This window comes from Herbaspirillum sp. GCM10030257 (assembly GCF_042666555.1).
Classification (GTDB): Bacteria; Pseudomonadota; Gammaproteobacteria; order Burkholderiales; family Burkholderiaceae_D; genus Noviherbaspirillum.
In genome coordinates, this window is record NZ_JBHTDH010000002.1 from 305,236 (window position 1) to 327,595 (window position 22,360).

At 54.1% G+C, this 22,360-nt stretch carries 19 protein-coding genes and 1 tRNA gene; all 20 read left to right on the plus strand.

What is annotated here, in order from left to right; translation table 11 throughout:
* Positions 1 to 249 precede the first annotated feature (249 nt).
* The 20 genes from cysS (at position 250) to ACFQUU_RS04035 (ending at position 22,351) form a co-directional block, all read left to right on the plus strand.
* On the plus strand, positions 250 to 1,647 hold the full coding sequence (cysS, locus tag ACFQUU_RS03940; protein WP_382242947.1) for a cysteine--tRNA ligase: 1,398 nt from the start codon (positions 250 to 252) through the stop codon (positions 1,645 to 1,647).
* Positions 1,648 to 1,652: 5 nt separating this feature from the next.
* Positions 1,653 to 2,303 carry a DNA-3-methyladenine glycosylase family protein gene (locus ACFQUU_RS03945; RefSeq protein WP_382242950.1) on the plus strand — a complete coding sequence of 217 codons (651 nt, stop codon included), beginning with the start codon at positions 1,653 to 1,655 and terminating at the stop codon, positions 2,301 to 2,303.
* Between the two features lie 147 nt (positions 2,304 to 2,450).
* A complete protein-coding gene (locus tag ACFQUU_RS03950) occupies positions 2,451 to 3,425 on the plus strand; it encodes an acetyl-CoA carboxylase carboxyltransferase subunit alpha (RefSeq protein WP_057291529.1) in 975 nt (324 codons plus the stop codon).
* A 4-nt stretch (positions 3,426 to 3,429) separates the two neighbouring features.
* Positions 3,430 to 4,887 carry a tRNA lysidine(34) synthetase TilS gene (gene tilS, locus ACFQUU_RS03955; RefSeq protein WP_382242953.1) on the plus strand — a complete coding sequence of 486 codons (1,458 nt, stop codon included), beginning with the start codon at positions 3,430 to 3,432 and terminating at the stop codon, positions 4,885 to 4,887.
* Between the two features lie 144 nt (positions 4,888 to 5,031).
* Entirely contained in the window at positions 5,032 to 6,282 is a 1,251-nt protein-coding gene (locus tag ACFQUU_RS03960) for an aspartate kinase (RefSeq protein ID WP_382242956.1), read from the plus strand.
* 98 nt (positions 6,283 to 6,380) lie between these two features.
* Positions 6,381 to 6,474: transfer RNA gene (locus tag ACFQUU_RS03965), tRNA-Ser, on the plus strand.
* A gap of 482 nt (positions 6,475 to 6,956) precedes the next feature.
* A complete protein-coding gene (panD, locus tag ACFQUU_RS03970) occupies positions 6,957 to 7,313 on the plus strand; it encodes an aspartate 1-decarboxylase (protein WP_382242959.1) in 357 nt (118 codons plus the stop codon).
* Between the two features lie 892 nt (positions 7,314 to 8,205).
* On the plus strand, positions 8,206 to 8,523 hold the full coding sequence (flhD, locus tag ACFQUU_RS03975; protein WP_382242962.1) for a flagellar transcriptional regulator FlhD: 318 nt from the start codon (positions 8,206 to 8,208) through the stop codon (positions 8,521 to 8,523).
* Between the two features lie 48 nt (positions 8,524 to 8,571).
* Positions 8,572 to 9,132 (plus strand): flagellar transcriptional regulator FlhC, encoded by a 561-nt coding sequence (gene flhC / locus ACFQUU_RS03980; RefSeq protein WP_382242965.1) that lies wholly within the window; start codon positions 8,572 to 8,574, stop codon positions 9,130 to 9,132.
* 70 nt (positions 9,133 to 9,202) lie between these two features.
* Positions 9,203 to 9,955: a class I SAM-dependent methyltransferase gene (locus ACFQUU_RS03985; RefSeq protein WP_382242968.1), complete on the plus strand. Its 753-nt coding sequence runs from the start codon at positions 9,203 to 9,205 to the stop codon at positions 9,953 to 9,955.
* Positions 9,956 to 10,224: 269 nt separating this feature from the next.
* Entirely contained in the window at positions 10,225 to 11,085 is an 861-nt protein-coding gene (gene motA, locus ACFQUU_RS03990) for a flagellar motor stator protein MotA (RefSeq protein ID WP_382242971.1), read from the plus strand.
* Positions 11,086 to 11,123: 38 nt separating this feature from the next.
* Complete coding sequence (gene motB, locus ACFQUU_RS03995) at positions 11,124 to 12,071, plus strand: flagellar motor protein MotB (RefSeq protein WP_382242974.1); 948 nt, start codon at positions 11,124 to 11,126, stop codon at positions 12,069 to 12,071.
* 54 nt (positions 12,072 to 12,125) lie between these two features.
* On the plus strand, positions 12,126 to 12,671 hold the full coding sequence (locus ACFQUU_RS04000) for a chemotaxis protein (RefSeq protein ID WP_382242977.1): 546 nt from the start codon (positions 12,126 to 12,128) through the stop codon (positions 12,669 to 12,671).
* A gap of 83 nt (positions 12,672 to 12,754) precedes the next feature.
* A complete protein-coding gene (locus ACFQUU_RS04005) occupies positions 12,755 to 13,120 on the plus strand; it encodes a response regulator (RefSeq protein WP_382242980.1) in 366 nt (121 codons plus the stop codon).
* Positions 13,121 to 13,178: 58 nt separating this feature from the next.
* Entirely contained in the window at positions 13,179 to 15,392 is a 2,214-nt protein-coding gene (gene cheA / locus ACFQUU_RS04010) for a chemotaxis protein CheA (RefSeq protein WP_382242982.1), read from the plus strand.
* A 13-nt stretch (positions 15,393 to 15,405) separates the two neighbouring features.
* Positions 15,406 to 15,918 (plus strand): chemotaxis protein CheW, encoded by a 513-nt coding sequence (locus ACFQUU_RS04015; protein ID WP_382242985.1) that lies wholly within the window; start codon positions 15,406 to 15,408, stop codon positions 15,916 to 15,918.
* 121 nt (positions 15,919 to 16,039) lie between these two features.
* Positions 16,040 to 17,779, plus strand: a complete 1,740-nt coding sequence (locus ACFQUU_RS04020) for a methyl-accepting chemotaxis protein (protein WP_382242988.1) — start codon at positions 16,040 to 16,042, stop codon at positions 17,777 to 17,779.
* Between the two features lie 244 nt (positions 17,780 to 18,023).
* Positions 18,024 to 18,359, plus strand: coding sequence for a HAMP domain-containing protein (locus ACFQUU_RS04025; RefSeq protein WP_382242991.1), 336 nt, complete (start codon positions 18,024 to 18,026; stop codon positions 18,357 to 18,359).
* A gap of 432 nt (positions 18,360 to 18,791) precedes the next feature.
* The gene (locus ACFQUU_RS04030) at positions 18,792 to 20,540 is read left to right on the plus strand and encodes a methyl-accepting chemotaxis protein (protein WP_382242994.1); all 1,749 of its coding nucleotides are present in this window, start codon (positions 18,792 to 18,794) and stop codon (positions 20,538 to 20,540) included.
* Positions 20,541 to 20,674: 134 nt separating this feature from the next.
* The gene (locus tag ACFQUU_RS04035; protein ID WP_382242997.1) at positions 20,675 to 22,351 is read left to right on the plus strand and encodes a methyl-accepting chemotaxis protein; all 1,677 of its coding nucleotides are present in this window, start codon (positions 20,675 to 20,677) and stop codon (positions 22,349 to 22,351) included.
* Positions 22,352 to 22,360: the final 9 nt, after the last annotated feature.

Below are 22,360 nucleotides of genomic sequence, written 5' to 3' on the forward strand. Positions count from 1 at the left end.
TCTCTTTACAGGGAATTTCCGATTGTGTATCTTCCATGGCCCTTGCCGTAGTGCAGTACCCGCATCGCGAGCAGGGGCTTCGATGTTATACTGCGGCGAAACCGTGCATTTTATCAAAATAAGCATGACAAAAGGGTTTCGGCGCCGCTATTGCATTCCGTCATCCGACACCTCGGATGTCGCTGTGCAGGAGCAGGCCAATCGCGTGACAAGTCGTGACAAGTCCATAGCCGAAACGGAAAACCGCCCATGACTGCTCTCAAGATCTATAACACGCTGGCGCGTGACAAGCAGGCTTTCGTGCCAATGCAAGCCGGTAAGGTACGCATGTATGTATGCGGCATGACCGTATACGATTATTGTCACCTCGGCCATGCCCGCGTCATGGTGGTCTTCGACATGGTCCAGCGCTGGTTGCGCGCGTCCGGTCTGGACGTGACGTATGTCCGTAACATCACGGATATTGACGACAAGATCATCAAGCGTGCGGTCGAAAACAAGGAATCCATCTCTCAGTTGACGCAACGCTTTATCCAGGCGATGGACGAAGACGCCGGCGCACTCGGTGTGCAGAAACCCGACCATGAACCGCGCGCAACACAATATGTGCCGCAAATGCTCGGCCTGATCGAAAAACTCGAGCAGCATGGCCTTGCTTACAAGGCGAGCGATGGCGACGTCAATTACTCGGTGCGCGATTTCCCCACTTACGGAAAACTGTCCGGCAAATCACTCGATGATTTGCGCGCCGGCGAACGCGTCGAACTCAATACAGGCAAGCGTGATCCGCTCGACTTCGTCCTCTGGAAGGCATCCAAGGAATCCGAGCCCGATGAAGTGAAATGGGATTCAAAGTGGGGCAAGGGCCGCCCTGGCTGGCATATCGAATGTTCGGCGATGAGCAATGAGCTGCTCGGTGAACAATTCGATATTCACGGCGGCGGCGAAGACCTGCAATTCCCGCATCACGAAAACGAGATCGCCCAGTCTGAAGGCGCGCATCAGCACACCTTCGTTAATTACTGGATGCACAACGGCTTTATCCGCGTCGACAATGAAAAGATGTCCAAGTCACTGGGCAACTTCTTCACGATCCGCGACGTGCTCAAGAAGTATGACGCGGAGGTCGTTCGTTTCTTCATCTTGCGCGCGCATTACCGTAGTCCGCTCAATTATTCCGATGCCCATCTGGATGATGCGCGCCACGCACTGACGCGTCTCTACACCGCATTGAAGGACGTGCAGCCGGATGGCCATGCGCTAGACCTGAGCGAGCCGCATGCAGTGCGATTCGCCGAGGCGATGAATGATGATTTCAATACGGCGATCGCTATCTCAGTCCTGTTCGATCTCGCCAATGAAGTCAACAAGACCAAATCACCTGAACTGGCGCGCCAACTGAAAGCGCTTGCCGGTGTTATCGGACTACTGCAACGCACACCGCAGGAATTTCTGCAGGCTGGCCCCGCCGATGCGGCGAGCGGTAGCCTGAGTGAAGACCAGATCGTGGACCAGATTGCGGCACGCGCCGAAGCAAAGAAAGCCAGAAATTTCGCCGACGCGGACCGTATTCGTGCAGAACTGCTTGCGGCAGGCATCATCCTTGAAGACAAACCCGGTGGATTGACCGAGTGGCGAAGGGCCTGAGCAGCATGACCGAAACCCGACAGCCCACCGGGGGCATTGGTGTGCCCGCGTACTGGCAGGATGCAAAGGAAGAGTTGATGAAGCGCGATCGCATCATGCGCAAGCTCATTCCCCAATTTGGCGACATGCATCTGATCGGCCGGGGAGAACCCTTCACGACACTCGCACGTTCCATCGTCGGCCAGCAGATTTCGGTCAAGGCGGCCGACGCCGTCTGGCAGCGTTTCCTTGAATCCTGTCCGAAATGTACGCCGGCCCAGGTGTTGAAAGCCGGCCCCGAAAAGCTGGCATCCTGCGGCTTGTCGAAAAGGAAAGCTGAATATGTCATCGATCTTGCCGACCATTTCAAGGCCAAGCGGGTCCACGCCGACAAATGGACGGAGATGGAAGACGAAGAAGTCATCTCGGAACTGATCCAGATCCGTGGAATCGGACGCTGGACAGCCGAGATGTTTTTGATATTTAATCTGCTTCGGCCAAATGTGTTGCCTTTGGACGATGTTGGTTTGCTGAAAGGTATCAGCGTCAACTATTTTTCCGGCGAGCCGGTATCGCGCAGCGACGCGCGAGAAGTTGCCGCAAATTGGGAACCATGGCGTACAGTTGCAACCTGGTATTTATGGCGCAGCCTTGATGCTGCGCCGGTAGTGTACTGATTTAAATAATGGGTGCTTGGTAAATAAAACAGCAATTAAGTAACTTGGGGCCAAGCACCTGTGGCGCAATTAGCAAAGACGTAATAAGCATAAGACAACGAAGCGGACAACCCAACCACCTCGTGTTGATTGATAGAAGGAAGCACGATGAGCAAAACAACTTTTCTCGGATTTGAGCAACCGATTGCCGAACTTGAAGGAAAAATCGAAGAACTGCGTTTCGTGCAGGATGATTCGGCTGTCGACATCTCGGAAGAGATTGACCGCTTGTCCAAGAAGAGCCAACAGCTCACCAAGGATATCTACGCCAAGCTGACCCCATGGCAGGTGTCGCAGATTGCACGCCATCCCCAGCGCCCTTACACGATGGACTACGTGAATGAAATCTTCACAGATTTCCACGAGCTTCATGGTGACCGTAGCTATGCGGACGATCTGTCGATCGTCGGCGGCCTCGCGCGTTTCAACGGACAGTCATGCATGGTCATCGGCCACCAGAAGGGCCGTGACACCAAGGAGCGCGCTTTGCGCAACTTCGGTATGCCCAAGCCTGAAGGCTATCGCAAGGCAATGCGTCTCATGAAGGTCGCTGAAAAATTTGGCCTGCCAATCTTCACTTTTGTCGATACGCCTGGCGCTTTCCCTGGCATTGATGCGGAAGAACGCGGACAGTCTGAAGCCATCGGTCATAACCTCTATGTGATGGCTGAACTCAAGGTGCCGTTGATCGCTACCATCATCGGTGAAGGTGGTTCTGGCGGCGCGCTGGCCATTGCGGTTGGCGATGCCGTGCTGATGCTGCAGTACGCAACATATTCCGTGATTTCGCCGGAAGGCTGCGCCTCCATTCTCTGGAAGACGTCCGAGCGCGCCTCCGATGCGGCCGACGCGCTGGGCCTGACCGCACACCGCCTGAAGGCCATGAACCTGATCGACAAGATCGTCAGCGAACCGCTGGGCGGCGCGCATCGCGATCCCAAGCAGATGGCAGTGCTGCTCAAGCGCGCACTTGCCGATTCGCTGCGCCAGTTCCAGGGTGTCAAGACCAAGGATCTGATTGCCGCTCGCCATGAGAAGCTTCTGAGCTACGGCAAATTCAAGGAAATCAATTCGCCGGAATAAAACGATGAATGCAGACACCGGGACAGCCGCCGGGGCTCCGGGCCTGCAGGACGTGTTTGAGCGCGCGCTGGGAGCCATCCTGGCGCGCGTTGTCGTTTCAACGGACAGCGCGCCACAAGGCACAGCGCTGACAAACTGGAGGACGATCGCAGTCGCCTATAGCGGTGGCCTCGATTCCGCTGTCCTGCTTCAACTCGCGCATGGTTACGCCCAATCGCATGGGCTCGTGCTGTACGCCTTCCATATCCATCACGGATTGAGCCCGAATGCCGACGCGTGGAGCGCGCATTGCGAAAAACAGTGTGCCAATGCGGGCGTGCATTTCTGCGTCCGCCGGGTTGAGCTTGCCGATCGTCACAAGCAGGGTACCGAGCAGGCTGCCCGCATCAGCAGGTACGCAGCGCTGGGCGAGTTGTGTAGAGAGCAGTCGATCCCCGTTTTGCTCACGGCTCATCATCGTGATGATCAGGCTGAGACGGTGCTGCTGCAACTCCTGCGCGGATCCGGTGTGGCTGGGCTATCGGGCATGGAAATGGTGAATACCGCACCCAGCCTTGTGGGTGATGATGCGTTGCTGATCGGTAGGCCGCTGCTGGACATATCGCGTCAGACCCTGGAAAGCTATGCAGCCCATTACGGCATCGCGCATGTCGACGATGAATCCAACAGCGATCCACGGTATGCGCGTAACGCTTTGCGACACAAGGTAATGCCTGTACTGGAAGCTCATTTCCCGGGTTTCCAGCAGCGCTTTGCACGCTCGGCGCAGCATGCGCAATCGGCGCAGCGTCTGCTCAATGAGCTCGCGGCGCAGGACCTCGCTGCCTGTGCTGATGGGGAAACCATTCGCCTAAGTCAATTAGGCCAACTGACCGACGATCGTATCGACAATGTGCTGCGGTACTGGTTTGCGTCGCGCGGTGTGCGCATGCCGGCGACAGCGTGGCTAAGCGAGATGCGGGAGCAATTGTTCAGCGCCAAGGAAGACGCCAGGATCCGCGTCACGCATGCCGATTGCGAAATCCGGCGTCACAGGGATCGCGTATTCCTCACGCCGCGACAAGACGACACCGATTTTGATGTTCCGCCTGCGCCATTTCGTTGGAATGGCGAAGCGGCAATCCGGTTTCCGCAGTTTCGCGGCACACTCCATTTCGAGGATGCGGAAGAGGGCGTCGATGCCGAATGGCTCCGTGCCCAGGCGTTGGAATTGCGCCTGCGTAGCGGCGGCGAACGGCTCAAGCCTGCGGCCAACCGCTCGACACGCAGCCTGAAGTATCACTATCAGGCACTGGATATTCCGCATTGGCAAAGGCTGCGTCTGCCAGTGGTGACAACGGACACGCATCTTGTCTTTGCCGCAGGCATTGGCATGCACTGGATTAGTGACGTATCGCTCGTGGCAAACTCTTCTCATGCCGGTCAGGCAATACGCTTGCGCTGGGAACACGATCACTCCTGAATTTTCACCGGAATTTGCCTTGTTATGCCGATGGATCGTCGAAATTCCAGCGCAGCGCTCTTGCCTTTGAAGCTCTTAGCGGGTAAAGTAAAGGGTTGATTTTTATCAAAATTTCTCCTTTTCTCAGCGTACCTTTCCCACCTTATGGCTTTAATCGTCCACAAATATGGCGGCACTTCCATGGGCTCGACCGAGCGCATCAAGAATGTCGCCAAGCGCGTCGCCAAATGGCATGACGCTGGTTATCAAATCGTCGTCGTGCCATCGGCCATGTCCGGCGAAACCAACCGCCTGATCGGCCTTGCGAAGGAAGTCATGCCGCAGCCCGATCCGCGCGAGCTTGACATGCTGGCATCCACCGGCGAGCAGGTCTCGGTTGCCCTGTTGTCCATGGCGCTGCAGTCCATAGGCAAGCAGGCGGTCTCGTACGCCGGCTGGCAAGTGCCGATCAAGACCGACTCCGCATTCACCAAGGCACGTATCCAGTCGATCGACGACGTGCGCGTGCGCAAGGACCTCGACGCAGGGAAGGTTGTCATCATCACCGGCTTCCAGGGTATGGACGATGCCGGCAACATCACGACGCTAGGCCGTGGCGGCTCCGATACCTCGGCCGTGGCCGTGGCAGCCGCGCTGAAGGCGCAGGAATGCCTGATCTACACTGACGTCGATGGCGTGTACACCACCGACCCGCGTGTGGTTTCCGAAGCGCGCCGCCTGAACACTGTGACATTTGAAGAAATGCTCGAGCTGGCATCGCTGGGTTCCAAGGTTCTGCAGATCCGCTCGGTTGAGTTTGCCGGCAATTACAGGGTCCCTACGCGCGTGCTGTCGTCGCTAACCGACCCGCTCATGTCGCTGGAAGAAGAAGCCAACTCCGGCACCCTGATTTCGTTTGAGGAAGATACACACATGGAACAAGCCGTCATTTCCGGTATCGCGTTCAACCGCGATGAAGCAAAGATCACCGTACTGGGCGTACCCGACAAGCCGGGCATCGCTTACCAGATCCTTGGTCCGATTGCCGATGCCAATATTGAAGTCGACATGATCATCCAGAATCAGTCGGTCGAAGGTAAAACCGACTTCACGTTCACAGTGCCGCGCGGCGAATACGCCAAAGCGATGGACGTGCTCAACAAGAGCGTGAAGGAGCACATCGCTGCCGCCAGCATCAATGGCGACACCAAAGTGTCCAAGGTATCGGTGGTCGGCGTCGGCATGCGTAGCCACGTTGGTATCGCCTCCCAGATGTTCCGCACGCTGTCGGAAGAGGGCATCAACATCCAGATGATCTCCACCTCCGAAATCAAGATTTCCGTGCTGATCGACGAGAAATACATGGAGCTCGCGGTGCGTGCCCTGCACAAGGCATTTGATCTGGAAAAAGCTTGATCAATCTCCATTGATTGCATTGTTCCATTGACCAAGTCCCCGTGAGCAGCTATCATGCGGGACTTCACTAAAGCGTGTGGCAACACCGCTTGATGTGTGGAGACGTGGCCGAGTGGTCGAAGGCACTTCCCTGCTAAGGAAGCATATGGGCTTAAACCTGTATCGAGGGTTCGAATCCCTCCGTCTCCGCCAGTATTTAAAGCCCTAGTATCAAGGGCTTCTCCAAAAAAGAAAAAAGCAATTTGCCGCCATGTCACGGCAACTTCACAAAAGCCTCCATTACGGAGGCTTTTTGGTTTTAGCCATGTTAATTCAACGTTTCTAATGGCTTAAGCTAATGCAATATAAATGGATTGCACCAAATATTGCGAGTGGGTCATTGCCGACTGCATTTTGCGCAGCCTGTGAAATAGTTGCAACTTCAACCTGCCCACCAGGCAAGCATGACGTGGAGGGTGCTGCAGAAGTGAGTTACGTTCCGCTAAGGTCGCTATCTCTGGATCGGCGACAGTTGTATTGCAGAAAGCCGAAATATGTGGAGTCACTCTTCGGGTGCTGTCCTTTCCCGTATTGAAATGTCTATTCTCGTTCTTGGCGTTGTTCAATGGGAGCGGTTGCTGTCTACGTAAAGCTACGCTACCATACCGACACTTTCTTTCTTGGCCAGTAAGTATATGCAACGAATTGTCTTGCGTGCAAAACTCCACCGCGCTGTGGTGACTCAATGTGATCTTCACTATGAAGGATCCTGCGGTATTGATGAAGACCTCCTTGAGGCTGCTGATATCCGTGAATTCGAAAAGATCGAACTTTACAACGTGAATAACGGTGAGCGATTTTCCACATACGCGATCAAGGGAAAACGCGGTACTGGTGAAATTTCGTTAAATGGCGCGGCGGCACGTAAGGCCCATCTTGGAGATCTTCTTATTATTTGCACTTATGCTCCAATGACAGACGCTGAATTTGCAGAGTATTCGCCAACAATTATTCTGCTTGGAGAGGGAAACAAGATCGTCGGTCGAAAGTAATGGGTGTTCTATTAGAGCGCTTTCGTCCTTGACTGAGTCAGTCAAGATGAAAGCATCTAGTGTTATTTGAATAGTGAACAGGCGGCTGTGTAGCCAAAGCGGCACACGGTAGCCATGAATACGCCGCACTGTTTCTGTCCATCGCGGCGTCTCAATATTTTTCGGTGCCTTCGGCGCTATCAACATGCCGCTTGCGTCCAAGGATCGACGATAAATTTATACGGCCTTCCTTCGTAAGTCCGCTTCGTTGTCATCCTTTTGATCGACGCCCAGAAAGTCGTTATTTTTCTTCCGTGTCGGGCTTGTCCATCATTTTCTGGGGACCTGCAATTGCCCCAAAGATGACGCGCCGAGATAAAGTGTTGCGGCATGACTACAGCTTTGGGTCCTCTCTCATGAAAATTGGCGCTTGGCAGAATCTTTGCCTTCCTCGCATCGTACAAGATAGTAGCGCCCCGTCAATTCATTTCTGACAGTGTTCAGAATGATCGCTCCAAAAAAGCTACCTAAAGGAAATGGCTTCTTTTAAATTTGACGAGAATGAAACAGTCGTGCCGAAGCGAAAAATTACACGTAATTTACCTCTAGAGCCGGGTAAATGGGCGCAAATCGTCTCGGCTGACATTCCGCTTGTATTTTCTTTACACGGTATTGTGCTTGTGCATTGCTCTTATATTGGGCACAGGCTGCTCTATAGAGTTATTACTTGAATCTCGAATTAGTGCTGCTACTGCAGGATCATTTCGCGTAAGACGAATTCCTACATGACGATTCTATTTTTACCGACGGTAAAAATGGTCAGTTACCTATTTCCCTAAAGTAATATCGCGGTCAGAATGAGTCTCGCAAGCTTTACACGCAAGCATTTTGATTTACATCACCAGGACGGGAAATGATCGCAAACGACATAATGGCTGAAATTCGTGATGCAAACTTAAGCTATTTGATGCTCGCGCAGCAGATGATACGTTCCGATAAGGCGACTGCGATTTTCCGCCTGGGCCTGAGTAGCGATATCGTTGATCTGCTTGAGAGCTTGAATAATTCGCAGATCCTGAAACTCGCAAGCAGCAACATGATGTTGGCGCGCTTTCGTTTTGATGACCGAGCGATCCTTGGTATGCTGACGAACTATAGCCGGGACCGCGAATTATCAAATCTGCATGCGTCTATTTTAATGGCCGGTCAATCTAATGAACAAATCTCGTAATGAGAAGTTACATTGTTAGTCCACATAAAGCATCCACGAGATCAGAAGATGGCTAAGAAAAGCGTGGTTACGGAAGTAAACGAGATCCAGCTCGCAATTGAATTAATCAACTTAGGCGCTCGCCTTCAATTGCTCGAGTCGGAAACCAGCCTTTCCCGCGAGCGATTGCTCAAGTTGTACAAGGAGCTGAAAGGCGTGTCGCCCCCGAAGGGGATGCTGCCTTTTTCAACGGACTGGTTTATTACATGGCAGTCGAATATTCATTCTTCGCTGTTCATTAATATTCACAAGTATCTGGTTCAACATGCCGGGATTTCCGGCATTGAAGCAGTTATTAAGGCGTACAAGCTGTATCGCGAACAGATCGAAATCGAGATCGGCAGCGAGCCTGTGCTTTCGCTAACCAGAGCATGGACGTTGGTGCGGTTCTTTGAAAGCAAAATGCTTTCAACCACAGCTTGCAATAAATGCGGTGGCGAATTCGTGGTTCATAAGCTTGATTTGCATGACCGCTACACTTGCGGCCTGTGCCATATGCCTTCACGTGCCGGAAAGACCAAGAAGGCGAAGAGTACAACGCCTGTTCTTGCTGAATTGTCTGCGGTATAGGCGTCGGATACCGCTATTCGGAAATGCGTTCTGCAGTCATTGCAGGCTGGACGGCGCTAGGCACCACTCAATGATCCATGCACCACTTTTTAGGGCAGTAGCGATACAGCTTGTGTCGCTACTGCTCGTCCAGATATCTGTTAATGCTTTCGCAGATCCGCAAAATGAGCCAGTCAAGACCGTTCTTGCCGCATTGGCTCAGGGAGCGATAGCGGCTGCACTATCCCGCCTATTCCGGCTTGCGACATGGTGGCTTGCTATCCAGGCGGTTTTTCCTATCGCTTTAGTTGCAACGCTTTCTCTTCATTTACCTCCAAATATCTTCCTGGCGGTTTTTATCGTCCTCGTCGCTCTTTACTGGAGCACTTTCCGCACGCAGGTGCCGTTTTATCCGTCGGGTAAAGCAGCGGCGCGTGCCGTTGCGAATCGTTTGCCAATGGATCGGGCCATTAGCTTCATTGATATTGGAAGCGGAATGGGGGGGCTTGTGCTTCATTTGGCTTCACTTCGGCGGGGCGACAGATTCACAGGGGTTGAAATCGCGCCACTTCCCTGGCTTATCAGTGTGCTATGCCGGTGGAAGAGACGCAGCAATGCTCGATTTATAAGGTCCGATTATGAATGCCTTAACTTCGGAGCATATGAGGTCGTCTTTGCCTACTTATCACCGGTCGCGATGTCCGCAGTCTGGATCAAAGCGCGCAATGAAATGCGGGCCGGAACGCTGTTTCTCAGCTACGAATTCGAGGTTCCTGGTGTTGTCCCCGATATAATGGATGTCCCCGTTGGGGGCGGACCGACGCTTTACGGCTGGTACATGTGATTTACGGGTGGTCTGACTACGCATGCGACATCAACGGGGCGGCACGCGAATCGTTGCGACATATAAGGTAAGAAGCTCATTGCATATTTTCCTGAATCGGATCCACCTCCCTTAAGTTATATTGCTTCAGGCCGTAACCGAAGTGAAAGCCGGCATTCAAGCGTCTGTTCATGCATTTACGAACGCTTGGTGCTTGGTATTCTGGAGGCCGATTCCTGTATCTACCGACGGATAGAATTGCCGAAACCTTTAAAACGGAGTATGTCCCTTTGTTAGTCATTCTCGGATATTTGATTGTCACGGCCTCCGTGTTTGGCGGTTTTGCGCTTGCGGGCGGACATCTTGCGGCCCTGTTTCAACCGCTCGAACTCCTTATGATCGGAGGCGGCGCGATCGGCGCATTCTTTGTCGGGAATAATGGCAAGTCCATCAAGGCAACGCTCGCTGCGCTACCAAGCCTGTTCAAAGGCTCCAACTATACAAAAGCCCGGTACATGGACCTTATGACTCTCCTGTTTGAGCTGTTGAGCAAGGTTCGCAAGGAAGGCCTCATGTCCATCGAGGGCGACATCGAAAGTCCGGAAGAAAGCCCGATCTTTGGGAAATACCCCAGCGTACTCGCGGACCATCACATCGTCGAATTCATGACCGATTATCTGCGTCTGATGGTGTCCGGAAATATGGACGCGTTCCAGATCGAAAATCTGATGGACAATGAAATTGAGACGCACCATGCAGAGGGCGAAATTCCGGTGCATGCGGTTGCAAAGATCGGAGACGGCTTGCCAGCCTTTGGCATCGTTGCAGCCGTCATGGGAGTGGTGCATACAATGGAATCGGTTGGTTTGCCGCCGTCCGAGCTCGGCATGCTGATTGCTCACGCGCTCGTTGGTACTTTTCTGGGTATTTTGCTTGCCTATGGATTCGTCGGGCCACTGTCGACGCTGCTCGAGCAAAAGCTGCATGAATCGTCGAAGATGTTCCAATGTGTGAAGGTTACGCTGTTAGCCAGCCTGAACGGTTACGCACCTGCACTCGCGGTAGAGTTCGGTCGAAAAGTTTTGTTCTCGACAGAGCGTCCCTCGTTTACCGAGCTGGAAGAACACATCAAACAATCCAAATCGAAATAGGCGTGCAAATGCGTCGGAAAATGTAAGCGGGAATCCAGATGGCAGACGAAGGATTGCGGCCAATAGTCGTAAAAAAAATCAAAAAAATCGGTGGCGGACATCATGGTGGCGCCTGGAAGATTGCATATGCAGACTTCGTTACTGCAATGATGGCGTTCTTCCTGCTCATGTGGCTGTTAGGCTCAACGGCAAAAGGTGATCTGCAAGGTATTGCCGAATACTTCAAAACGCCGCTAAAAGTTGCAATGGCAGGAGGCTCGGGTAGTGGTGACAGCTCAAGTGTCTTGCAGGGAGGCGGGCGGGATCTTACGCGCAAGGAGGGCCAAGTCATGAAAACCGACCAAGACCCGGGGCCTAAGCGTATCTACACGCCAAGTTCCTCAAGTCTGGAGGCGGCGCAAGCCGAATTGGCGCGCGCAGACATGTTGCGGCTAAAGGCATTGAAGGAACGTATTGAGGCCGCAATTGATGCCCGGCCTGTGCTAAAGCAATTTAAGCGACAGCTATTACTCGACCTTACTACAGAAGGCTTGCGCATACAGATAGTTGACGAGCAGAATAGGCCGATGTTCGCCCTTGCCAAGGCCGAGCTGCAACCATATACGAAGGAAATTCTGTTCGAAATCGGGCATGCGTTGAATGAAGTGCCCAATCGGATCAGTCTCTCGGGGCATACCGACGCAACGCCATATGCCAGCGGAGAAAAGGGGTACAGCAACTGGGAACTGTCCGCTGACCGGGCAAATGCTTCAAGACGGGCACTGATATCGGGCGGCATGGACGAGGGCAAGGTACTTCGGGTGGTCGGCCTATCCTCGGCAGTGTTGTTTGACAAACAGGATCCCGTCAATCCGATAAATCGGCGTATTAGTATTATTGTAATGAACAAGAAGGCTGAAGAGTCCGCATCAAAGGACGGCGGTACGGTGGAAGTTTCGAACGAGGCGCAAGCCAAGCAGGAATTGGCTAACGTCGCGGGAAAATAAGATAACAAAGGCGCCTTGTAATAGACGAACCGGTTAGTAGGGGACGGGACATTCATGACAAAAGAGAAAATGTTGGCATCCCAGGTCAAGGGCTTGTTATCCAATCTTTCGGACCACGGTACGCAACACCTGACCGAAGTCGAGACAGATCTGGCGCAGACCAGTATTTTGCTTGGTGAGGCCATCGAGAAGCTTGGAGCAAGCTTCATGGCAATGCATGAGGCTGTGTCGGCGCAACAGTCGGCCATAGATCTGCTGATTTCCAGCGGGACTCCTTCGTCGGAACTTGTAGAGCAACTCAGGGCCTCGCAATCCGAGATTGGAGAACATATCAACTCGGCCATCACCGGACTTCAATTCCAGGACATGACCAGCCAGCTCATCGGCCGAACAGTCCGGCGTGTTACTGGGTTACGCGACGTGTTGGGCGGAGTAGGCTCCGGTAGTGCCGGCATTTCGGAGTCGGACGTGGACGGGATCGTCGAGACGCTCGGCACTCTAAACAAGGTGCTGGATGAGCAGAGCGGAAAACTTGAAAGCGCACTGTGGCAAGCGGTACGGCAGACTCACATGGAGAGCGGCGAGATCGAACTGTTCTAGCCACGAATACAGCATTCAGCTATAACCGATAAAACCAGATGGCTTGGGCTCACGCCCGTATTACAAAATCAGCAGGAGCAACAATGGCAAAGACGATATTGGCAGTGGATGATTCAGGCTCTCTTCGACAAATGGTCGTTTTCAGTCTGCGCGCTGCCGGCTACCAGGTGACAGAAGCGGTCGACGGACAGGATGGTCTAGACAAGGCAAAAGCGCAGGTTTTCGATCTGGTGCTGACCGACCAGAACATGCCACGTATGGATGGATTGACGTTGATTCGTTCTTTGCGCGGCCTGGCCACTTATCAGAAAGTACCGATTCTTATGCTCACTACCGAGTCGAGCGACGAGATGAAATCGAAAGGCCGTGCGGCCGGCGCAAACGGCTGGCTGGTCAAGCCTTTCGATCCGCAACGCCTCACCGAAGTCGTGAAAAAAGTGATCGGCTGAGTTGTGTCGTTCAGCCGCAGCAAGCAATCGCGTAAAGCGTAGATGACGGAGTTCAATAATGACCATTGATATGAGCCAGTTCTTTCAGGTGTTCTTTGATGAGACTGAAGAGCTCCTCGCAGAAATGGAAAAGCTGCTCCTTGCAATTGACGTGTCATCACCCGACGAGGAAGAGCTGAATGCCATCTTTCGTGCCGCACATTCGATAAAGGGTGGCGCGGGGACGTTTGGTTTGACGGACCTGACGGAAGTGACGCATGTTCTTGAGTCACTGTTGGACAAAATACGCAAGGGAGAAATGACACTGTCAGCCGACCATGTCGATGCATTTCTTGTGGCAAAGGACGTTCTCAAGATGCAGCTTGATGGACATCGTCTTCATACGCCGGTCGACCAGGACGCTATAGGCAGTGCGAGAATGGTACTCGAATCCTTGTCGGAGGGTGGAGTGCCTCTGGCGTCTCTCGACATACGGCAAGTAAATGCGCGCTCCGTTCAGGGAGCGCGCAATGAATCGGGCCGCAGATTTCGCATCGAGTTCCCGACAGTCTCCGAACGTGACCGCGACGCGCTTGCCGCAGAACTTGGTTTGCTTGGTCAGATTGATGTCGAGTCTGGCGAAGGTGGAAAGGGCGTATTTACTTTGACAGGTAACATCTCCCCGGACGACATTGTCTCAATATGTTCTTTCATACTCAATCCTGATGACCTCGGAATTTCTGAAGTGCCCGCCGTTCGAGCAACGACCGCTGCCGAAGAAAAAGCCGCTCAGGAAGAGGCCCAGGGATATGGTTTTTTCGAACCACTGAACTCAGCGATATCAAGTGCCACGCAAGCCGCTGCTGAAAAAGCGGCGCAGGAAGAGAAGCAGGGATATGGATTTTTCGAACCGTTCGAGCCACTGGCACAACATGCAGCGGCAAAACGCGAACCGTCGCACGCCGGCGATGCTGCCATGGAGGTGGCAGCCGGGGCACAAGCTGCAAATGCCGAAACATCCGCGTTGGATCACGCTCATGCGACAGCCCCAGCTGATCGAAAGTCTGTTCCAAAACGTGAAGCGGACAAAGGTGGGCACAATTCGGAAACCTCATCTATTCGTGTCGGCATCGAAAAGGTCGATCAACTCATCAATTTGGTCGGTGAACTCGTGATCACCCAGGCGATGATAGAGCAGCGTACCAGTTCGCTCGATCCGATGCTGCACGAACGACTGCTCAACAGTGTAAGCCAGTTGACGCGCAACACCCGTGATTTGCAGGAAGCCGTGATGTCGATCCGCATGATGCCGATGGACTATGTGTTCTCGCGTTTCCCGCGCATGGTGCGCGACCTTGCAACAAAGCTCGGCAAGCGCATCGAATTCGTCACGCACGGTGCTGCGACCGAACTCGACAAAGGCTTGATCGAACGTATCGTCGATCCGTTGACCCACCTGGTTCGCAACAGTATCGATCACGGCATCGAAATGCCAGAGGCGCGCCGAGCCACGGGCAAGAGCGAAACGGGTAAGCTGTCCTTGTCGGCAGGGCATCAAGGCGGCAATATCGTGATTGAAGTGACGGACGACGGTGGCGGCCTCAATCGAGAAAAAATTCTGGGCAAGGCCAAATCGCAAGGTCTGGCCGTGTCGGAGTCGATGTCGGATGCGGACGTTTGGCAACTGATCTTCGCACCTGGTTTTTCGACCGCCGATACCGTCACGGACGTTTCCGGCCGCGGCGTCGGCATGGATGTGGTCAAGCGAAACATTACCGCGATGGGAGGCGTGGTCGACATCCGCTCTGCAAAGGGTTTCGGAACCACGATTTCCATTTCACTGCCGCTTACCCTTGCTATTCTTGACGGCATGTCGATCAAGGTCGGTGAGGAAATCTACATACTGCCGCTCGGTTATGTGGTCGAATCGCTGCAACCGGATCCGGTCGACGTCAAGGAAATCAGCGGCCAGGGGCGCGTGGTCAAGGTGCGCGGCGACTATCTGCCGCTGATACCGCTGTATCAGATGTTCGGCATTGAGCCACGCTTTACCGATCCTGCGCAAGGCATTGTCGTCATTCTCGAATCCGAGGGAAGGAAAGCCGCGCTGTTCGTCGACGATCTGGTCGGCCAGCAGCAGGTCGTCGTCAAGAATCTCGAATCCAATTACCGTAAGGTCGCGGGCATTTCCGGCGCTACCATCCTGGGCGATGGCGGCGTCTCGTTAATTATCGACGTCGCAGCGCTGCTGCGATCCAGCCGTCAGCTCGCTGACGAATCCATTTTTTCCTGAAAGGGACCTAGCCATGACACAAGCGATTCAAATGAATACTCCCATCACCGGAGAAAAATCCGACCGCGATATCGCCGGCCAGGAATACCTTGCCTTCACCCTTGGCAAGGAAGAGTACGGTATCGATATCCTGAAAGTTCAGGAAATTCGCGGCTATGAAACCGTTACCCGTATCGCCAATGCACCCGACTTCATCAAAGGCGTGGTGAACCTGCGCGGCATTATCGTGCCGATCGTCGACATGCGCATCAAGTTCCAGCTTGGCGAACCGACCTACGATCAGTTCACTGTCGTCATCATTCTGAATATCGGCGGACGCGTCGTCGGTATGGTGGTCGATAGCGTATCGGACGTCATTACCCTGTCGCCTGAACAAATCAAGCCGGCGCCGGAAATGGGCACCGCGCTCAACACCGATTACCTGATCGGTCTTGGCACCATCGATCAGCGCATGCTGATCCTGGTGGATATCGATCGTCTGATGTCCAGCGCCGAAATGGGTCTTATCGACAAGATCGCTGCATAACGGCGAAGCAACTGCAAAAAATTAAGACCGCAAAGACGGTCGAATCAACATCCACGGAGAGACAACAAAGGCAGGGCGGCGACGTACTGGCCTGACCGATAACAATAAAGGGTAGGGACAAATGCTTAAAAATCTTACGATCAAGTCACGGCTGGTGTTCGTGATCAGTTTTCTTTCGCTGCTCCTGGTGGGCAGCGGAGTTGTCGGCGTATCGAGTCTGAGCTCGGCAAACAATTCATTGAGGACGATTTACGATGACCGGATGGTTCCCATCAGCCAGCTGAACCAGATTGTGCGCATCGCGTCGGAAAACCGCATGGCTGTAGCCGAGTCGATGAACGGCGATCCCGCCGTTGTCACGAAGCGAATGGACGATGTTGATCGCAAGACTGCAGAAATCGATAAGGTCTGGATCAGCTTCATGTCGGCCAAACTGAGCGTGGAAGAAAAAAGCATGGCCGACAAGTCGCTGGAAAGCCGCAAGAAGTATGTCGCCGAAGGCTTGAAACCAACGGTCGATGCTTTGCGCGCGGCGAACGTTCAAATGGCGATGGAATTGATGCAAGGGCCGATGAGCCAGCATTACAACGTTTTTCAGGAGCATATCGATGGCCTGATCAAGATGGAAGAAAAGGTTGCTCGCAGCGAATTCGAAAAAACCCAGTCGCTCTATCTTACTGTCCGAAACATTTCCATCGTCGCCATGGTGCTTGGCGTCGGCCTTGCAGCCTTCATCGGCATGTGGCTGATTCGCGCGATCTCGAATCCGCTTAATGAAGCCGTCCGGATTGCGCGCAGCGTTTCCTCTGGCGATTTGTCGCAAAAGATCGAAATCAAATCCAATGACGAGACCGGTCAACTACTGGCCGCACTCAAGGTAATGACCGACAGCCTCTCGCATACCGTCGATCAGGTGCGTATCGGTACCGATACGATTGGCGTTGCTTCTCGCGAAATCGCCGCCGGCAATGCCGATCTTTCGGCCCGTACCGAATCCCAGGCCAGCTCGCTGGAAGAAACTGCTTCGTCGATGGAAGAATTGACTTCCACGGTCAAGCAGAATGCCGAAAATGCGCGCCAGGCCAACCAACTGGTTGTGTCGGCTTCCGACGTGGCAATGCGCGGCGGCACGGTGGTCGGGCAAGTGGTCGAGACTATGGGTTCGATCAAGGAAAGCTCGCGCAAGATTGTCGACATTATCGGCGTCATTGATGGCATTGCGTTCCAGACCAATATCCTTGCATTGAATGCTGCGGTGGAAGCTGCACGCGCGGGCGAACAGGGCAGGGGCTTTGCAGTGGTGGCAGCGGAAGTGCGCAATCTGGCGCAGCGTTCCGCAGGCGCAGCGAAGGAAATTAAATCTCTCATCAGTGATTCGGTGGAAAAGGTCAATGTGGGCAGCAAGCTGGTCGACGAGGCCGGTCAGACCATGGATGAGATCGTCACCTCGGTCAAGCACGTGGCCGACATCATGAATGAAATCACGGCAGCCAGTCAGGAGCAAAGCGCAGGCATCGAGCAGGTCAATCAGGCTATCAATCAAATGGATGAGATGACCCAGCAAAATGCCGCGCTGGTCGAACAGGCAGCCGCTGCTGCGGACAGCATGCAAACCCAGGCTTCAACGCTTGCCCAGGCGGTGGCTGTTTTCAAGCTCGACTCTGCCGGACAATCCAGCATGCTGCAACATGCAGCACCTGCTGCTCCTAAAGCAGCGGTACCGGTGAATCAGGCGGCAACCGCTGCCCTGGTTCGACCTTCCGCCAGCAAGGCGGTACAGAAGAGATCGGCATCGCAACCGGCGGCCCGCTCCAGGCCGGCGATTCCGGCTGGTAACGGAGATGATTGGGAAGAGTTTTGAAGCGGTTCTGACTCGCTCGCGCAGCTGACCGTCGTGCGTCCGGAACGGCATTGCAGTAAGGCGAGGGCTCCTTGTCATACCAATCCCGACCCATAACGTGACAAATGAAATCGATGGTTTTTTTCGACTGGCAAGACACAGGAGGAATCAATAGCGGGTTATTGACGCCGAGTGCAACGCAGGCAGGTGGATAAGGGTGTGGTGTCATGAGTCACAGTAGAATTTCGTATCTACGCACCTGGGCATGCTCGCAGTCGGCGTCATCACTTTTGCGCTGGGCGCTTTTATTGCGATCTATATCACGCGCATAATCACAGCGCCGCTGGAACGGACCGCGGCCATTGCCGACACGATCGCCAGCGGCGATCTGACGACGCAAATCGATGTCGCAGGAAAGGATGAAGCAGCTCGTCTCGCGCATTCATTGAAGGTAATGCAGGTAAATCTCGTCAGTGCCGTCAGCAACATCAAGCAGAGCACCGAAACGATGGCGGTTGCCGCACGCAAGATTGCATCGGGCAACGCAGACCTGTCATCCCGAACCAAATCCCAGGCCAACTCGCTGGAAGAATCTGCTTGACCATGGAAGAATTGACTTCCACGGTCAAGCAGAATGCCGAAAATGCGCGCCAGGCCAAGCAACTGGTTGTGTCGGCTTCCGACGTGGCAATGCGCATCGGCTGATCATTTCCTAAAAGTCTTAAGTTCGTTATGTTCTCGACGGGCCGAATACGGCGCCACCGCAACATGACAACGTGCGCCTGGTTCAAGTTTCTTGCCGGTTTGGTATCGGCAACGCCCCTTCTTAACGGCAGCAAGAATCCCTTCGCAACAAAATGTGGTGCAGCGAATCCATTTTTCTGCAAAGCATGGTTTTTTGCCGCTTTCTGATGGCTTGCTTCATTGCTTCAAGGTAATATATTTAAAGTTCCTGTCATTGCATTTTGCAGGTAACTGGAAATCGCAAGATTATGAGCTACATATAACAACACCCTTGAGTCGGAGGCGGTACATGATAAATCTGCGAAATCTGCGTATTGGTGCACGCCTGGGAGTGGGTTTTGGTGTCATTCTTGCCATTCTCGTACTCAGCATCGTGATCGGTAACGTACTCACGACAAACAACAAGAAAAAGCTGATCGAAGGCCTGGAACATTCGAATATCAAAGGACAGCTTGCCGTCACAATGAAAAGCGCGTTGCTGGAAGGCGGTGTGGCCATGCGCAATATCGGTCTGCAATCCGATGTGGGCGCGATGCAAAAGGAAGAAACGCGCGTCAAGGCTCAAAACAAACGCTACGATGAAGCACGCGACAAGCTAAGCGCGCTTGGCTTGACGGATGCGGAAAAGAAAATCCTCACCGAGATTGCTCGGCTCGATCAGGAAATTGCCGCACCGTTCAAGGAAGCAATCGGACAGGCGCTTGCCTTTAACAGCGAAGGCGCATCCAAGGTCATTGCCAGTCGCATCGACCCGCTGAACCAGCAAGCAGTGGTGGAAATGGACAAGCTAGTCGCGCTGCAGCAAGCAGCGGCGAATGACGTGCTCAGTGGCTCGCTGGCGGACGATAATCGTCTGTTGGTATTTCTGTTCGCATTGGGCGCAGTGGCGCTTGCTGTCGGCGGGTTGTTCGCATTCGTGATTACCAAAAGCATTACCAGCCCGCTCAATCAGGCAGTGGCGGTGGCAAGCCGCGTCGCGACCGGAGATCTGACTTCGCGTATCGACGAAAGCAGCCGAGATGAAATCGGCCAGTTGTTCAATGCCTTGCGCCAGATGAACGGCAGTTTAGCTGAAATCGTCGGAAACGTACGTACCGGCACTGAAAACATCGGCGTTGCTTCTCGCGAAATCGCCGCCGGCAATGCCGATCTTTCGGCCCGTACCGAATCCCAGGCCAGCTCGCTGGAAGAAACTGCTTCGTCGATGGAAGAATTGACTTCCACGGTCAAGCAGAATGCCGAAAATGCGCGCCAGGCCAACCAACTGGTTGTGTCGGCTTCCGACGTGGCAATGCGCGGCGGCACGGTGGTCGGGCAAGTGGTCGAGACTATGGGTTCGATCAAGGAAAGCTCGCGCAAGATTGTCGACATTATCGGCGTCATTGATGGCATTGCGTTCCAGACCAATATCCTTGCATTGAATGCTGCGGTGGAAGCTGCACGCGCGGGCGAACAGGGCAGGGGCTTTGCAGTGGTGGCAGCGGAAGTGCGCAATCTGGCGCAGCGTTCCGCAGGCGCAGCGAAGGAAATTAAATCTCTCATCAGTGATTCGGTGGAAAAGGTCAATGTGGGCAGCAAGCTGGTCGACGAGGCCGGTCAGACCATGGATGAGATCGTCACCTCGGTCAAGCACGTGGCCGACATCATGAATGAAATCACGGCAGCCAGTCAGGAGCAAAGCGCAGGAATTCAGGAAGTCAGTCAGGCCATCACCCAGATGGACGAAATGACCCAGCGTAACGCCGCATTGGTTGAAGAAGCCGCCGCCACCGCCGAAAGCATGCAGGCGCAGTCGAGTGCACTGGCTCAGGCAGTGGCTGTATTCAAGCTGCGCGACGGCGATGCTGCGATGCCCAGGCCAGTAGCCGCGCCCGCGGTCACTCCGATTGCGGTTGCTGCACGACTAGAACGTGCGCCGGTGGTGCCAAAGGCGGTAACAAGGAACAGGCCGTCAACACCGGCTTCAAATGCGACGCAAGTCGCGAAGCAGGCGCCACGCCTTCCCGCCACGAGTGGCGATGACTGGGAAGAGTTTTGATGTACGGAACAGTACAGTCCGCTTAAGAACGCAGTCAGTACTGACGATAAAGATGATATAAGGTCGGCAAGGACAAGCCTGCCGAACGGCGCCAAATCGATAGCAATCAGGAGCAAAGTAACATTGGAGGCCGAATGAATATCGTGAAGCAGATGCCGATGCGCTCTCTTGCCATCGGCGCAGGTGCTGTAGCCACTGGAACGGCTGTCGCAGGCTTGGCGGCTTGGGGCGGTAGTGAGAGTGTTGGTCCGGTGATGTCCGCCGCTATTGCGTCGATAACGGCAACTGGTGTGGCGTTCTTTTCGCGACGTGCACAGGGCGGTACCGATGCAAGCATTCTTCGCGAAGTCGGCGACGAAGTCGATCACATCATGATCGGTGCTGCGGAAACCTCTTATTTTGTCGATTCCATCAAGAAAAAAGTCGATCTCGATCTTCAGATAACCGAAGATATCGTGGGACGCGCCAATCAGACCGTAGAGGCGACCAAGCAGATTGCCGCCAATGCCGAACTGGCGTCCAAGGTTGCCGCAGATGTGCGCAGCGAAAGCGTCGCAGGGCGCGCCGAAGTCGATCAAGGCCTGCAGCGTATCAATAATGCACGTCAGGATGCGCAAACCGCATCGCAACTCATGAGCGCGCTGCAGGAGAAATCGCGCCGCATTCATGTAATTACTGAAGTGATCAACGAAATTGCCGCCCGCACCAATCTGCTTGCGCTGAACGCGGCGATTGAAGCGGCGCGTGCCGGCGAACATGGACGCGGTTTTGCAGTGGTCGCCGGCGAAGTGCGACAACTGGCGCAGCGCACCAAATCGGCCACCGATGACATCGGCATCATGGTCAAGGAAATCAATGAGGAAGCGGAACGCGCTGCCGCTGGCATGAGTTCGCTGACTATCAAGGTAAGCGACGCCGCGCAGAACGTCGAACGTGTGCACGGGTTTTTGGGCAACATCGAGCGCTCAGCCGGCGTATCGGAATACGAGATCCAGCAAATTGCAGGCGCATCCCGTGAACATGTTGAGACAACGCATGCGATCGCGAGTGCGGTATCGCGCATTCGTGACGGCATGCTTGCTACGGAAGACGAGTTGCCGCGTGTTGCACAATCGGCGATGCTCTTGTCGGAGCGGGGCGAAATGCTGTTTCAAGCAATGGCGCGTTCCAATGCCGGCACATCGCATGATGCACTGCGCGAAGTTGCTCAGCATGCGGCGCACGAGGTCGGCAGGTTGCTCGAGCAGGCGATTGCCACCGGTCAGATCACCGAAGCAGCGCTATTCGATCGTACCTACAAGCCGATCCCGAACACCAACCCACAAAAGCATACGACAACCTTTGACAATTTCACCGACCGCGTACTGCCGGCAATCCAGGAACGCATCCTTGAACAATGGACTCAACTTGCCTATGCGGGCGCAGTGGACAATAACGGCTACTTCCCTACCCATAACAGGAAGTTTTCCAAGCCGCTGACAGGCGATTACGAAACCGACCTAGTCAACAACCGGACCAAACGGATTTTCAACGATCGCACCGGCTCGCGCTGCGGTTCGAACACCAAACCCTTCCTGCTTCAGACTTACAAACGCGATACCGGTGAAGTGATGCATGACCTGTCGGCTCCGATTTACGTCAACGGCAAGCATTGGGGTGGTTTTAGGCTGGGCTATCGTTCAAGCGCGCCGGTCGCTGCAGTGACCGCAACTGCGGCCAAGGCGACTAAGACAGTCAAGCCGGTTAATACACGGCCCGCCGCGGCAACTGGTACGGCAGCTAAGCGCTTGTCCGTCAGAAAAGATAAGTAACTTGTATAA

Coding starts and splice junctions, on each gene's coding strand:
- cysS (WP_382242947.1), top strand. CDS start 250: ATGACTGCTCTCAAGATCTATAACACGCTGGCGCGTGACAAGCAGGCT.
- ACFQUU_RS03945 (WP_382242950.1), top strand. CDS start 1,653: ATGACCGAAACCCGACAGCCCACCGGGGGCATTGGTGTGCCCGCGTAC.
- ACFQUU_RS03950 (WP_057291529.1), top strand. CDS start 2,451: ATGAGCAAAACAACTTTTCTCGGATTTGAGCAACCGATTGCCGAACTT.
- tilS (WP_382242953.1), top strand. CDS start 3,430: ATGAATGCAGACACCGGGACAGCCGCCGGGGCTCCGGGCCTGCAGGAC.
- ACFQUU_RS03960 (WP_382242956.1), top strand. CDS start 5,032: ATGGCTTTAATCGTCCACAAATATGGCGGCACTTCCATGGGCTCGACC.
- panD (WP_382242959.1), top strand. CDS start 6,957: ATGCAACGAATTGTCTTGCGTGCAAAACTCCACCGCGCTGTGGTGACT.
- flhD (WP_382242962.1), top strand. CDS start 8,206: ATGATCGCAAACGACATAATGGCTGAAATTCGTGATGCAAACTTAAGC.
- flhC (WP_382242965.1), top strand. CDS start 8,572: ATGGCTAAGAAAAGCGTGGTTACGGAAGTAAACGAGATCCAGCTCGCA.
- ACFQUU_RS03985 (WP_382242968.1), top strand. CDS start 9,203: ATGATCCATGCACCACTTTTTAGGGCAGTAGCGATACAGCTTGTGTCG.
- motB (WP_382242974.1), top strand. CDS start 11,124: ATGGCAGACGAAGGATTGCGGCCAATAGTCGTAAAAAAAATCAAAAAA.
- ACFQUU_RS04000 (WP_382242977.1), top strand. CDS start 12,126: ATGACAAAAGAGAAAATGTTGGCATCCCAGGTCAAGGGCTTGTTATCC.
- ACFQUU_RS04005 (WP_382242980.1), top strand. CDS start 12,755: ATGGCAAAGACGATATTGGCAGTGGATGATTCAGGCTCTCTTCGACAA.
- cheA (WP_382242982.1), top strand. CDS start 13,179: ATGACCATTGATATGAGCCAGTTCTTTCAGGTGTTCTTTGATGAGACT.
- ACFQUU_RS04015 (WP_382242985.1), top strand. CDS start 15,406: ATGACACAAGCGATTCAAATGAATACTCCCATCACCGGAGAAAAATCC.
- ACFQUU_RS04020 (WP_382242988.1), top strand. CDS start 16,040: ATGCTTAAAAATCTTACGATCAAGTCACGGCTGGTGTTCGTGATCAGT.
- ACFQUU_RS04025 (WP_382242991.1), top strand. CDS start 18,024: ATGCTCGCAGTCGGCGTCATCACTTTTGCGCTGGGCGCTTTTATTGCG.
- ACFQUU_RS04030 (WP_382242994.1), top strand. CDS start 18,792: ATGATAAATCTGCGAAATCTGCGTATTGGTGCACGCCTGGGAGTGGGT.
- ACFQUU_RS04035 (WP_382242997.1), top strand. CDS start 20,675: ATGAATATCGTGAAGCAGATGCCGATGCGCTCTCTTGCCATCGGCGCA.